Genomic DNA, 12,189 nt, shown 5'->3' on the forward strand with positions numbered 1-12,189 from the left:
TAGTTACATTTAATTTTGAACTATTGGTTACGCTGCATGGAGGACGGTTGAGGATGGCAATGACGAACGCGGTACATGCGATGCACGAATCCCCGCACGGCGCTAGCTCGGCGACGTGCGGCCGGGCGGTCAGCTTGCCGCCGCGGTTGTTGCGGCAGGTGCGGGGGCATTTCTATTACGTCGACCACTGCCCCATCGATGGCAAGCGAATCCATTTGAACGGTGTCGGCGAGCCGCTGGCGTTGAAGTCAGCGGTGCAGATTAATGCGGAGTTGGCGAGTTTGCCGGTGCCGCTGGAGACGGACGCGCCGGGCCATCATGTTCAGGCAATGCTGACGACGCATGGCTGGGAGGATCTCGCAACCTGGTTGGGAGTGGCGTCGGCAGGTTCGCATGATCAGCTTTGGCGGGCATCTAGCGTGGCGGAATGCTGGGCACAGGTATTGGCATTGGCGCTGGGGGCGACTCCCCGCGGGAGCCATGTCGTGACCACGGCGCTGGCCTCTGCCGAGGAGGCGACGGCCATTGCACTGCGCGCCAGGCAGCGGGCGTTGAGCAGTGCCACGGTGCCGGTGAATCCACTCACCGGTCGGCTGGAAGTGGCGGAGTACGCGCATTGCGTAACGCCGGAGACGCGCGTTGCCACGCTCGTGCATACCTGCCCTTTCACCGGCATGCGCCAGGATGTAGCGGCGATTGCGCATGCCATCCGCGAGGTGGCGCCGGCGTGTTTCATCCTGGTGATGGGGGAGCATCACGCCGCGCACGCGCCGCTGGCGGTGGCGCATTGGGAGATCGATGCGTATGTGGTCGGTGCGGAGGCGATCTTCTGTCGCCCTCGGCAAGGGTTTGCATGGCTGTCGCGGCGTTTGTCACTGGCCATGCGCGGCACGCCACCGAACGGCTTGATGGCGCCGCATAGCGGTGAGGAGCCCACTGCCCTGGCGAGCATTACCGAGTGGGTGGCGTATCTCGATTGGCTGGGCAGGCCTTTCACCGGCGCCCCGCCCCGGTGTTCTCGCTTACAGGCAGCGGGCGAGGCCATTCAGGCCCATGAGCGGGCGTTGCTGAACCGGTTGTTGCATGGCTTTCCCGAGGCGCCGGAAACACCGGAGGCGAGCGCATCGCCGACGTCATTGTGGCGATGCGGCTTGCACGGCCATCCACGCGTGCGGGTGATCGGCGCGCCGCATTCGTCATGGCGGGACGCCACCGTGGCATTCGATGTACGCGGAATCGAAGCGTGGAAGGTAGTTCAGTGGCTAGCGGCCACCGGCATCGCCGCCCAGCTTTTGTCCTCGCCCCAGGCCAGGCGCGCACTCGCGCCGTTTGGGTATACCACCGCCACACGTTTATCCGTCAGCCATTACAACAGCGAGGCAGAGATCGAGACCTGCCTGCAGACGCTGGAGCCCTTGCTGGAACGGCCAGCGGAGGCGTGGGGGTAAGGTTGCGGGCTTCGGGCTTGCAATAATGCAATACTGCAACTATATTTAGTCGCCATAAGGAGCCAGGATGTCCAAAACGGAAAAGCTCATTGCCAAGTTGCTGAACGAGCGGGCCACCTTCACGTGGCAAGAGCTGGAAACTCTATTGCAACGACTCGGCTATCGGCAACTTGACGGCCAAGGCTCGCGTATCAAGTTCCACAATGGCGACCCCCAGGCCATGATCAACCTGCACAAGCCGCATCCAGGTAACGAATTGAAGGCCTACGCCAAGCGCCAAGTCATCGAGCAGCTACGCTCAGGAGGGCTGATCTAATGGAAAAACTCTTGAAGTACCGGGGCTACTACGGCTCCCTCGAAGCCAGCACCGAAGACAACTGCCTGTTCGGCAAGCTGCAGTTCGTTCGCGCCCTGGTCAGTTACGAAGGCGAGACGGTGGCAGAGCTGGAAGCCGCGTTCCGCGAAGCCGTCGATGACTATCTCGCCACCTGCGAGCAACTCGGCGAGACGCCCGAGACCCCGTGCAAGGGCTCCTTCAACGTGCGCGTCGGCCACGACCTGCACCTGGCCGCCGCCGTTTCAGCCTCGCAACACGGCATCTCGCTCAATGACCTCACCCGCCAGGCGCTGAACGACTACCTGCAACAGCATCCTTGACTGCCGGACACTGCGGGCTTCGGGCTTCGGGCGCCAGGCTCGGGGCGCTGTGAAGAGCGGCTTCGAGCTTCGAGCAACATTATAGCTCGTGGCTCGCCGCCCGTAGCTCGCGGCATGGCCGCGCTAGGCGACGCTTTCGCGCAGGGCGATCACTATTATGGCCCACTTGCTTCGTCTTCCCGCAGTACGTCGTCGTGCAGGTCATCCAGGCTCACGCCGAGCACATCGGCGATCCTGCGCAGTGCTTCGATGCGCCCGGTTCGATCCCCGCGCTCGATCATGGCGACGTACGACTGGGATACGCCCGCCGGCTCGGCCAGCGCGGCCTGGGTCAAGCGGCGGTATTCGCGCCAGACCTTGACGGGGTTCTCCCCGGCAAGTAGCCGGTCGACCACCTCTGCCGGCACCAGCTCGTCACGTCCCTCCGCCAGCTCGCGCGTCGCATGATCAAACGCCGTCACGTCATCCAGCTCTTCGGCCTTGTGCAACAGCTCCCGGTATTCGTCATAAGGAATGACGGCGTATTCCGGCCGCCCCTCCCGTTCAATGATCTGTGCGTTCATTTGTAAATGTCCCCTCTGGGTCCGATATCCAACACCAAAATCACCAGCTCGTCGTCGACGATCTTGTAAATCGCCCGCCATCGACCCACTCTGAGCCGATAGCCGGGCCGGCTCTGCAATTTCCGCGTATCCAAATCAACGCGCTGCGGGTCCTGCGCTAGCTGCTCCAGCGATTCTCTGAGCTGACGCCGCTGCTTTGCGGGCATCTTGCACAAGCCTTTGGCCGCCGATTTCTTGAACGTAATTTTGTACATGGATAAAGTATCACACAATGTGATAATAAATGCCAGTGCCTGTCCGGGGCGGTTCCCCGACCCGGGCGAGTATCACGCGCCTGCCTCGTACGCACGTTTCGTTGCAGACTTGAAAGCCCCCGAACGTGCATGTGAGACGGTGGCGGAGCTGGAAGCCGCGTTCCGCGAAGCCGTCGATGACTATCTCGCCACCTGCGAGCAACTCGGTGAGGCGCCCGAGACTCCGAGCAAGGGTTCCTTCAACGTGCGCGTCGGCCACGACCTGCACTTGGCTTGTCACGTGTGATGTGATAAGTCACACGTGAGACATTATCATCAGCTTTCGACACAAGGGCCTGCGTGACTTCTTCGAAACAGGCACTACCAAGAGGATTCGCACCAACCACGCCAAGCGTCTGGGGCGCATTCTGGCAATGCTCGACCGCGCGGAAGATCTAGAAGCGGTTAACCTGCCGGGCTGGTCGATTACTTGGATTATCACCAGGAGGTGGCACATGGCTTACATGCACAACCCCCCGCACCCCGGTGAGACGTTGCGCGAAGATGTATTGCCGGCGCTGGACATCAGCGTAACGGAAATGGCGCGTCGTCTGGGGCTAGCGCGGGAAACCCTGTCGCGGATTCTGCACGGGCGGGCACCGATCAGCCCCGACTTGGCCGTTCGTCTGGAACGGGCCGGCATCGGCCGGGCGCGTACCTGGCTGGCAGTGCAAGGCGATTACGACTTGTGGCAGGCCGAACACCGCACCCAGCCGGCCATCGAGCGCTTCGCCAAGCTGGCGTAAGCGTTGTTTGAGAAAAATTTCCTCTCGCGTTCCAAGGACACGCCCATGGCGATACAGGTAGGGATGCTGGGGTAGTGCCTCGGCTGTCTCTTCGATGGCACTGATGAGTGCTTCGAGCGCCAGGTTCGGGGCGCTGTGAAGAGCGGCTTCGCGCGCCAGGTCCGGGGCGCTTTAATAGAGTGTGCCCAAATTGACCCGAGAGGCCTAGCTATACGTGTAGCTAATAGCGTTACGGTATAGACGATGGCGTTACGACGCGCTATTGTGTGTCACAAGACACACGCATTCAGTGTGTGGCGATGCTAGCGCCATTAAACGGCTAAAGAGTCAGTAAAAATTTAATTAAACAGGTGATGAGCATGAGTCAAGTTGCAGAGGCGCGCCCGAATAAGTTGTTGCCTCTCAATATGCGCGTTGAGAGTAAGAAACGCGCCCTCATCGATAGGGCCGTTGCAGAATGTGGCGGTGATCGGACCAGCTTCGTGTTGGATGCAGCATGTCGCCGAGCAGAGGAAATCTTGATGGATCGGCGTGTGCTTGTCATGGATGATCGCTCGTTTGAGGCCTTCGAGAGGGCATTAGAAGCCCCCATAGAGGACAATCCATGTGTGATGAAGCTGATGAACCGAAAGAAACGCTGGGACAAGACGTAATTGAAGCGGCGCGTGTTGACCCTCCTGTCGTTATTGCCCAGCTTCATGAAGTCGATAAGTTCGATTGTGGCCGGCATAGCCTTAACGACTTCTTGAAGGATCGAGGTGTCAAGAACACGCAGCGTAAGGCCACAACGACGTATGTCGTGTGCTATGAAGGAACAAGCCAGGTGGCAGGCTACTTCTCACTAGCGACCGGCGCGGTGCTGCGGGACGTAGCCCCCAAGAACATGCGGCGCAACATGCCCACTGAATTGCCTGTGATAAAGCTGGGGAGGCTAGCGGTAGATCAGCCTTGCCAGGGTGCGGGACTCGGTGGCGACTTGCTCGGAGATGCTATCGAGCGATCTTTGATCGCGGCTGGACATGTTGCAGCGCGTGCTCTAATTGTCGATGCGCTCGATGAGGATGCAGCAGCTTTCTACAAGAAGCATGGTTTTCTCGAGACCCCCGACAACCCCCTTATGCTGTTCTTGTCGTTGAAGACCCGAGGCGGATGACGGGAATAGGGTCGGTTGTCGAAGCATGTGGTGGTTAGCGGGCTTCGAGCGCCAGGTTCGGGGCGCTGTGAAGAGTGGCTTCGAGCTTCGAGCTTCGGCAGGATTGCAGCTCGTTTCTCGTCGCCCGCCGCTCGTAGCTCGTAGCTCGTAGCTCGTAGCTCATGACCGCATCAGGCGATGCTTTCGCGCAGGGCGTTTTCCCAGCGTGCGTCGCGTTGGCCGCAGACGATGAAGAAGGGGTTCAAGACGCTGTCTTGTTGGTTGCAGCGCAGCGGTTGGAGCGTTTCGACATCGAGTACGTGGCCGCCGGCGGCGGTGACGATGGCTTGGGCGGCGGCGGTATCCCATTCGCAGGTAGGCGCAAGGCGCGGGTAGAGATCGGCTTGGCCTTCGGCCACCAGGCATAGCTTCAACGAGCTGCCCATGGAGACGCATTCATGCGCGGGCAGACGCTGGCAAAAGGCGTCGAAGATTTCGGCGCCATGCCGGCGGCTGCCGATGATCTTCCAGGGCTCGGCCTGGGGGTCGGGCAAGGCGCGGGCATGAATCGCTTGGTCGTCATCGCCGTTCTCGCGCTTGTAGGCGCCCTCCCCGTGCTGGCCCCACCAGGTCGCGGGGCCGCTTTCCAGCGCCGGCGCGTGGACGATGCCGAACACCGGCACGCCGTCTTCCACCAGAGCGACATTGAGCGTGAATTCACCGTTGTGGCTGATGAATTCCTTGGTGCCATCCAGCGGGTCGATCAGCCAGTAACGCTGCCACGTCTGGCGGGTCTCATAGCGGATCGCGGCGGATTCCTCGGAGAGAATCGGCACCTTGGGGGTGAGCGCTTCCAGCAGCCCGACCAGGGCGTGGTGCGAGGCCATATCCGCCTCAGTGAGCGGGCTGGCGTCGGCTTTTTCCTCGATTTCGAAGTCGCGACGGTAAATCGCCATGACTTCCTGGCCGGCGACGTGAACGCCCTCGATAAGGCGATTGCGCGTGGAATCGGTAATAAAATCGGTCATCTTGATTCGGGTATCCGGAATATCGGGTTGAGACTATTGCAGATGGGCACGGTTGCTGGGCAGCCAGCTAGAAGCCCGCTTCTTTCTGTTGACGGATGGCCAACACTACCACGGTGTCAGCGTCGACACGGTACCGGGCGATATAGCCGCTATCGCCGAAGTCAATCAGCCAATCCCGGTAGGCTTCTGGCAGGTCGTCGATTGGGCGTCCGATATGGGGATGTTCTCCGAGTGCCTGGACGCCTTGGAGGATAGCCTCGGCAGTTCGCTCGGCCGCTGCGGGGTTCTTCGGTCGCAAGAAGTCACGCAGCCGCTCGAGGTCGCTGATCGCTGCCGGGGCGAAGATCACTTGTGGCATGTGGGAGCGGGCGCCTCATGATCCGCTCCCCAGCTATTCAGCCACTTCTCTACGTCGTCTGCAGTCGCGTGCAGGCCCGTCGCCTGGTAGTCCTCCCAAGCCCGGAGCGCCTCCTGCTTGAAAGCTTCCCGGCTTTCCTCACGCACGACATACTGCTCGATGGCTTCACGCATGAGCCAGTGCGACGAGCGTCGGCGCGCATCGGCCAAGTGCTGCACCCTTCCTTTCAAATCGTCGTCGAGCTTGATGGATGTCGGGGTCGCCATGTCAGCCTCCGTAATTAAAGCTCGTAGTAAGAGGTATTACCTTTAAATACTATAGACCGGTGCGGCCTGGCTGTCGATGAAAGCAAAACGCCTAAAGCATGGATTGACAGCTTTCTTCGGGACTGGATAAATACCCGCTCCATTCTCAACCAAGAGTCTTCATGGTCCTCCTTGCGGCCTTTGCCCTGCTTTCCATCGGGTTTTCGTTTCTGTGTTCCATTCTCGAGGCGGCGTTGCTGTCACTCACGCCAAGCTATATTGCGCAGTTGAAGGACGAGCGCCCGAAGCTGCATGCCTCGCTTTCAAAGCTGAAGTCCAACATCGATAGGCCGCTGGCGGCGATCCTCACGCTCAATACCATCGCGCATACCGTGGGCGCGACGGGCGTGGGCGCGCAGGTAGCGGTGGTATTCGGCGATGCGCATGTGGCGATTGCCTCGGCAGTGATGACGCTGGCGATTCTGGTCGTCTCGGAGATCATCCCCAAGACCATCGGCGCAAGCTACTGGCGAGCCCTCGCCCCGCTGCTGCCGCCGATCCTGCGGGTGATGATCGTGCTGCTGACGCCATTCATCTGGCTTTCCGAGCGGATCACCAATCGTATCGGCTCCTCGGAGAACGATGTCGATATGCGCGGCGAGATCAAGGCGCTGGCGAGCATCGGCCTGGATGAGAAGGCGCTGGATAGCGACGAGACGCGTGCCATCGTCAATATCCTCAACCTGCACGAGATTCGGGTAAAAAGCGTGATGACGCCGCGTACGGTGTGCGTGGCGGTGACGCCAGATCTCAGCGTGGCGGAATTCGATGCGCAGTACGGCAAGATGCAGTTCACGCGCTTTCCGGTGATGGACGGCGGCGAGCAGGCGATTGGCTACATCCATAAGGCGGATACCTATCACGCCGAGGATGAGCAGACCATGAAGGCGCTGATGCACCCCATCGAGGCACTGCACGAGACGGATAACGTCGAGCATGTGTTCACCGCGATGCTCAAGGATCACGGGCACATGCGCGTGGTGTACGACGAGCACGGCACCTGGGTGGGCTTGATCACACTGGAAGACGTGATCGAGACGATTCTCGGCCAGGATATCGTCGATGAGACGGACAACGTCGAGAACCTGCGCAAATACGCCAAGCAACGCTGGGTGAAACGCCTCAAGCGTGACGGCAACGACGCCGGCTGATCCGCGCCCGGTTGACCTCGCGCAGAATCAACTTTTTAAAGTGACAGGCTCTATGTCTTGTTCTTAACAATTGTTATTGAAACTTAGCTTATGACATAACAAGCTATATGCCCCGCGCAATAGGTGGATGTACCACGCCATTCGCGACGCACGTTTCACGCCTTTTGCTAGACTACTAACGCCAGCAACGAACGCTGTCAGACGCTCTGCGTCGATAGCGTTTTTTCTTTTTCAAACAATACCATTTACTTACCACCCATAAGGAGAGCAAGGAATGCTCGAGTGGCTCAACAATAATAGCGGTGCGCTGAGCGCAATCGCGAGTTTCTGCACTTTGGCCGTGTGGCTGTTCTACGCGCAGCTTCTTTACCTGGGCTTTGCACGCCAGCGGCGGCCGCGCATTCTTATCAACCGCGGGCGCAGCAAGTCACCGGATGGCATGTGCCTGATCAGCAACATGAGCTCAGAAGCGATATTCGTCACGAATGTCTTGGGGGTCTTGCATACGTCTCAGGGCGAATATACCTGCGATCTAACCGACTACACCCGGTCGGATGACAGCAGAGAAGAGAGCGGTGAGGAGCGCGCCACGCGCCAAGGACCACTCGCTTCCGGCGGTTACCATCAGGTGTGTTCGTTCAGGGAGATCATCGACCACATCGCCGAGGGGCACAATCTCGATATCGACCGGAGCACGCTGACACTCGACGGTGAAATGCTGAGAATGTTGGAGATTCGGCTGATCGCGATCTACGGCAGCGAGAATCGCCCGCTGGGAGCCTACCGTTGCTTCATGCTGGAAAAGACGGATCTCGACCCCAACGTCAAGAATCAGGATTGTCTGATCGTACCGACCTCGTTCGATACCTACCGCGTGTCGCGTCGCTGGCACCAGAAGCGTATACGCCAGTGGCTGGAGTCACTGCCGGGTAGCCGTTGATCGTCCGCCGCCCCAAACGTGACAGGGCCCGCCGAAGCGGGCCCTGTCATGCGAAACCTTAGAGGCTTCGAATCAAGCGAGTGAGATCACTCGGGCTTGACGTTGGACGCCTGAAGGCCTTTCTTGCCCTGAGTGACGTCAAAAGCAACCTTTTGACCGTCCTGCAGAGATTTGAAACCTTCAGCCTGAATTTCGGAGAAGTGGACAAAGAGGTCATCGCCGCCATCTTCCGGAGAGATAAAGCCGAAGCCTTTAGCGTCGTTGAACCACTTGACTGTACCAGTTGCCATTTTCGATATCCTTTACACTTTCAATTGCCGGGTATTTACCCGAGTTGCAGTGGGTAAAACAAATTAGCGGTACACCAAGCTCTCGAAGACATCGATTACTACTGCGGTACGCCACTTGCTAACCTACTGCGCTAAGCTTGGACCTTTGCGGGAGCGCTGTCAACACTTTCTCTTCGTATCTTCTCAGCGCGCCAGTGACGCGCCCCGACAGGCGTTTCACTGCGCCCCGCGTGACGAATGACGCAGCTCGACGATGGTGCGCAACAACGTGGCGACGCTTTGGCTGGATTGGCTGTATTCGTTCATCAGCGCCTGCAGACGTTCTTCGAACGGCGGCTCTTGAGGCTTGGCTTTTTCATTGCTTGCCCCGCCGTCATCGAGCTCCTGAAGAGCCGTAGCGAAGGCGTCATCGAGTTCACGAAACTTGCGGAGCTTTTCACGCTCGTCCATTTGGGACGAGGCTTGACGATTGTTTTTCATGGAAATATTGAAATCACGATGTAACGGTTCAAAAGCGTAATGCCACGCCTTCGGCAAGGCTTACCGGAGACGCTCGACGTAAGGCAACGAGTCACGCTGATAGGTAACGCGGGAAAAACGATCTCTCTGAATAGGCGGCGTCTGAATCGCTTGGCATTGACTCGGCCCAGTATTATAGATGATGCCAAATCTGCGAAGTTCAATCCCTGCGGGGGTTTATATGCTCCGCGCTCGACGAATTGTCGCCAAGGGCCTTTCTCTCCAAGGGCCTAATGCGCGCGTGCGGAGTGCGATGGCAGCGTTTCTTGACGCTGTGACAGCCGCCACAGGAAAGACTCGACGGGCCTGGGCCTACCCAGTAGATAGCCTTGGCCAACGGGGCACCCCAGTCCTTGCAGGACATCCATCTGCTCCTGAGTTTCTATCCCTTCGGCGACGACAGTCAACCCTAGCCCCCGCGCTAGATCGATGATGCCTTTGACCAGCAATTGGCTGCGCTCGTCGTCGGCGATGGCATCGATATAGACCTTGTCGAGTTTGACCTTGGTGAACGGCAATTCCTTGAGAAAACGCAGCGAAGTATAGCCGACCCCGAAGTCGTCCAGCACCAATCCGAAGCCGTGCAAGCGCAGAGTGCGCATGATCTGGCAAACCTGAGCAAGATCCTGCGTGGCGACGTGCTCGGTGACCTCGAGCTCGATACAGTGCGGCGGTACGCCATAATGTTTGCAGCGCGCCAGCAGCCAATCGCCGAATTGGGGATCGTCGAAATGCCGTATCGACAGGTTGATCGCCCAAACCAGGCGCTGCGTCTGCGGTAATTCATGGCGCGCCAGCCAGCCGAGCATGGCATCGAAGACTTTTTCGTCCAGCGGCACGATCTGGTGGCTGGCTTCGGCCACGGGGATGAATTCACCCGGCGATATAGTGCCGAAGGTGGCATGCTGCCAACGAATCAAGGCTTCAGCGCCCACCAGTTGCCGAGTGGCAAGACGGTATTGGGGTTGCAGATACAGCTCGAAGAACGGCGTTTCCTGCTCCATTGCATCAGCCAATGTTTCCGCCAGGAACCGCCGACGCTCGGCGGTCTTGAGCAGCTCGAGCTTGAACAGTTGCGGCTCGGCCCCGGCACTGACCAACACCTGGTCGGCGGCATCCTGCGCGGCTTGCAACAGTGCCATGGGTGTCTTGCCATGCTCGGGCGACATGGCGATCCCGATGCGCGGTTCGACCCGATGCGGCACGCCGTAAACCTCGATGGGCGCATGGAGAAGTTCCTGATAACGCGCGGCCATGGCCAGGGGGGCTTGCGCGCCGGAGGCCATGACCACGAAGACATCATCCGAGAGCCGTGCCGGATAACACACGCCGCCACAGGTATCACGCAGGCGTTCGGCAATGCCCTGAGCCGCCAGGTCGGCGCATTCGACCCCGAACTGGGTACGCAGGCGGCGCAAATCATCGAACGCCAGGTAATAAAGCGAGACGGCGTAGGCGTCGTCCATGGCGCGTTGTAAGCGCCGTTCGAGGAGCACGCGCCCCGGCAGGTCGGTCACACGGTCGTTACGCAGGGCCTGGCGCTTCAAACGCTGCTTACGCTCGCGCCACCGCGCCAGCCAGATGGCGAGCCCCGCTATGACCAGCGCGGCCAACGCCAGGGCGAAGGCCCACCAGGTCCATTGACGCTGATCGACGACCGCGTCGGGTACCTCGAGCCAGTTCACGCCCTCCTGTGCGGATACCTCGATTTGCTCCCGAGCGCTGTACAGCACGCTAGGCGTGGCGGAGACCAGGCGCGCGCCGTCCAATGCCAGGCCATTTTCCAGGGCTTCTCTACCTTGCATCCGTGCGCCTTGGGGCGCGAGCAAGGCGTCGACCAGGCTATCGGCCATATGCTCGGGCGCCGGGAAGACGCCCCCCAGGCAGCCGTGATTTAGCCATTCACGCTGATGACACCAGAACTGCCAGCCCTGCTCGGCCAGCGCCTTGACGCGCGTCAGGTTGGCCTGCGTGACGGGTGCCGAGAGGTAGGCTTGCAGGGGTTCTCCTTGTTGCTGGCGGCGCGCGCGAAAACGCGCCAGCACGTTTTCGTCGGGCGATTCCAACGCCAACCAGGCATCGCTGAGCCAGGGCGAACCCACCCGGCGTGCGCTGGCCACCAACGCATCGCGGCGCTCGCCCTGGGCGTACCACAGTGCCAGCGGGCCTTCCTGCGGGCGGCGAGCCTCCAGGGCCCAGCGCAAGCCGCGCTCGGCATAGGTGTCGAGCCCGATATGCTTGATCTCCCGCGCTTTAAGCCACTCGCGAAGCTCGCCGTCACGCACACCATAGGCCACCGCTATCGCGTTCTCGGGCGAGTTGGAAGCATTCTCGGGCGAGTTGGAAGCGTTCCTGGAAGAGGTAGACAGATGACGATAGGCGCGCACGGCGGCGTCATGCATGAGCAGCACGTAGCCGAGATCGGCCTGGCGATGCGCCATGGTTTCGCGCCAGCGACGCAGCATCGTCTCTTGGGGGAAACGATCCGCTCCCAGTACCTCGAGGCTGACATTGCCCTCACCCATGCGACGAGTTAGCGCGTCGCGCACATCGCTCAACAGGGCGTCGTCACTTTGCAACGCAAGCTGGCTGGGCACCACGATCATGGCGCTGGACGCGGTCGCAGACGGTCCTGGAGCGTCATCCTCGGCCGCCCCTGCCCCATCCAGCGGCAGGATCGCCAATACAAGGAGATACCATAGCCAAGGCCCGGACTTGTTGATGCCCTTTAGCATGCGTGCGGCCTCCTACCGTCGAGA

The 12,189-nt window shown here is 60.1% G+C and carries 17 protein-coding genes and 1 pseudogene; 10 read left to right on the forward strand and 8 right to left on the reverse strand.

Translation table 11 applies throughout. The annotated features are described in order from the left end of the window. Window positions 1–53: 53 nt before the first annotated feature. From L1073_RS00915 to L1073_RS00925, 3 genes are all read left to right on the forward strand, one after another. Window positions 54–1,448: an aminotransferase class V-fold PLP-dependent enzyme gene (locus L1073_RS00915; RefSeq protein ID WP_246896339.1), complete on the forward strand. Its 1,395-nt coding sequence runs from the start codon at window positions 54–56 to the stop codon at window positions 1,446–1,448. A 67-nt stretch (window positions 1,449–1,515) separates the two neighbouring features. Continuing rightward, entirely contained in the window at window positions 1,516–1,764 is a 249-nt protein-coding gene (locus tag L1073_RS00920; protein ID WP_246896340.1) for a type II toxin-antitoxin system HicA family toxin, read from the forward strand. Continuing rightward, window positions 1,764–2,105 carry a type II toxin-antitoxin system HicB family antitoxin gene (locus L1073_RS00925; RefSeq protein WP_246896341.1) on the forward strand — a complete coding sequence of 114 codons (342 nt, stop codon included), beginning with the start codon at window positions 1,764–1,766 and terminating at the stop codon, window positions 2,103–2,105. Before L1073_RS00920 ends, L1073_RS00925 begins: the two co-directional genes overlap by 1 nt. Window positions 2,106–2,260: 155 nt before the next feature. On the opposite strand, the gene L1073_RS00930 is transcribed toward L1073_RS00925, so the two are convergent. Further along, window positions 2,261–2,668 carry a helix-turn-helix transcriptional regulator gene (locus L1073_RS00930; protein WP_246896342.1) on the reverse strand — a complete coding sequence of 136 codons (408 nt, stop codon included), beginning with the start codon at window positions 2,666–2,668 and terminating at the stop codon, window positions 2,261–2,263. Continuing rightward, the gene (locus L1073_RS00935) at window positions 2,665–2,922 is read right to left on the reverse strand and encodes a type II toxin-antitoxin system RelE family toxin (protein ID WP_246896343.1); all 258 of its coding nucleotides are present in this window, start codon (window positions 2,920–2,922) and stop codon (window positions 2,665–2,667) included. The genes L1073_RS00930 and L1073_RS00935 overlap by 4 nt, the downstream gene beginning before the upstream one ends. On the opposite strand from L1073_RS00935, the gene L1073_RS00940 reads away from it, so the two are divergent. The 5 genes and pseudogenes from L1073_RS00940 (at window position 2,921) to L1073_RS00960 (ending at window position 4,860) form a co-directional block, all read left to right on the forward strand. After that, complete coding sequence (locus tag L1073_RS00940; RefSeq protein ID WP_246896344.1) at window positions 2,921–3,208, forward strand: toxin-antitoxin system HicB family antitoxin; 288 nt, start codon at window positions 2,921–2,923, stop codon at window positions 3,206–3,208. The two genes, L1073_RS00935 and L1073_RS00940, sit on opposite strands and share 2 nt — an antisense overlap. A gap of 28 nt (window positions 3,209–3,236) precedes the next feature. Next, window positions 3,237–3,365 (forward strand): annotated as a pseudogene (locus L1073_RS17165) (type II toxin-antitoxin system RelE/ParE family toxin); the annotation flags it as partial. 51 nt (window positions 3,366–3,416) lie between these two features. Then, window positions 3,417–3,707 (forward strand): HigA family addiction module antitoxin, encoded by a 291-nt coding sequence (locus L1073_RS00950; protein ID WP_281505942.1) that lies wholly within the window; start codon window positions 3,417–3,419, stop codon window positions 3,705–3,707. 359 nt (window positions 3,708–4,066) lie between these two features. Then, window positions 4,067–4,360: a type II toxin-antitoxin system TacA family antitoxin gene (locus L1073_RS00955; RefSeq protein WP_246896345.1), complete on the forward strand. Its 294-nt coding sequence runs from the start codon at window positions 4,067–4,069 to the stop codon at window positions 4,358–4,360. Then, the gene (locus L1073_RS00960) at window positions 4,312–4,860 is read left to right on the forward strand and encodes a GNAT family N-acetyltransferase (protein ID WP_246896346.1); all 549 of its coding nucleotides are present in this window, start codon (window positions 4,312–4,314) and stop codon (window positions 4,858–4,860) included. The genes L1073_RS00955 and L1073_RS00960 overlap by 49 nt, the downstream gene beginning before the upstream one ends. 170 nt (window positions 4,861–5,030) lie before the next feature. Here L1073_RS00960 and cysQ read toward each other — a convergent pair whose 3' ends face one another. The 3 genes from cysQ to L1073_RS00975 all read right to left on the reverse strand — a co-directional run bounded on the left by cysQ (window position 5,031) and on the right by L1073_RS00975 (window position 6,491). After that, the gene (cysQ, locus tag L1073_RS00965; RefSeq protein ID WP_246896347.1) at window positions 5,031–5,867 is read right to left on the reverse strand and encodes a 3'(2'),5'-bisphosphate nucleotidase CysQ; all 837 of its coding nucleotides are present in this window, start codon (window positions 5,865–5,867) and stop codon (window positions 5,031–5,033) included. A 67-nt stretch (window positions 5,868–5,934) separates the two neighbouring features. Next, a complete protein-coding gene (locus L1073_RS00970; protein WP_246896349.1) occupies window positions 5,935–6,225 on the reverse strand; it encodes a type II toxin-antitoxin system RelE/ParE family toxin in 291 nt (96 codons plus the stop codon). Further along, window positions 6,213–6,491, reverse strand: coding sequence for a CopG family ribbon-helix-helix protein (locus tag L1073_RS00975; RefSeq protein WP_246896351.1), 279 nt, complete (start codon window positions 6,489–6,491; stop codon window positions 6,213–6,215). The genes L1073_RS00970 and L1073_RS00975 overlap by 13 nt, the downstream gene beginning before the upstream one ends. Before the next feature lie 161 nt (window positions 6,492–6,652). On the opposite strand from L1073_RS00975, the gene L1073_RS00980 reads away from it, so the two are divergent. Together L1073_RS00980 and L1073_RS00985 are read left to right on the forward strand one after the other, a co-directional pair. Further along, the gene (locus L1073_RS00980) at window positions 6,653–7,681 is read left to right on the forward strand and encodes a CNNM domain-containing protein (protein ID WP_246896352.1); all 1,029 of its coding nucleotides are present in this window, start codon (window positions 6,653–6,655) and stop codon (window positions 7,679–7,681) included. 274 nt (window positions 7,682–7,955) lie between these two features. Then, window positions 7,956–8,621, forward strand: coding sequence for a hypothetical protein (locus L1073_RS00985; protein WP_246896354.1), 666 nt, complete (start codon window positions 7,956–7,958; stop codon window positions 8,619–8,621). Window positions 8,622–8,707: 86 nt separating this feature from the next. On the opposite strand, the gene L1073_RS00990 is transcribed toward L1073_RS00985, so the two are convergent. The 3 genes from L1073_RS00990 to L1073_RS01000 form a co-directional block, all read right to left on the reverse strand. Next, window positions 8,708–8,911 (reverse strand): cold-shock protein, encoded by a 204-nt coding sequence (locus tag L1073_RS00990; protein WP_246896355.1) that lies wholly within the window; start codon window positions 8,909–8,911, stop codon window positions 8,708–8,710. Window positions 8,912–9,127: 216 nt separating this feature from the next. Further along, window positions 9,128–9,391 (reverse strand): hypothetical protein, encoded by a 264-nt coding sequence (locus tag L1073_RS00995; protein ID WP_246896357.1) that lies wholly within the window; start codon window positions 9,389–9,391, stop codon window positions 9,128–9,130. Window positions 9,392–9,660: 269 nt separating this feature from the next. Next, window positions 9,661–12,165, reverse strand: a complete 2,505-nt coding sequence (locus L1073_RS01000) for a putative bifunctional diguanylate cyclase/phosphodiesterase (protein ID WP_246896359.1) — start codon at window positions 12,163–12,165, stop codon at window positions 9,661–9,663. Between the last annotated feature and the right edge of the window lie 24 nt (window positions 12,166–12,189).

Origin of the sequence: Chromohalobacter nigrandesensis (assembly GCF_023061285.1) — a bacterium.
Lineage (GTDB): Bacteria > Pseudomonadota > Gammaproteobacteria > Pseudomonadales > Halomonadaceae > Chromohalobacter > Chromohalobacter nigrandesensis.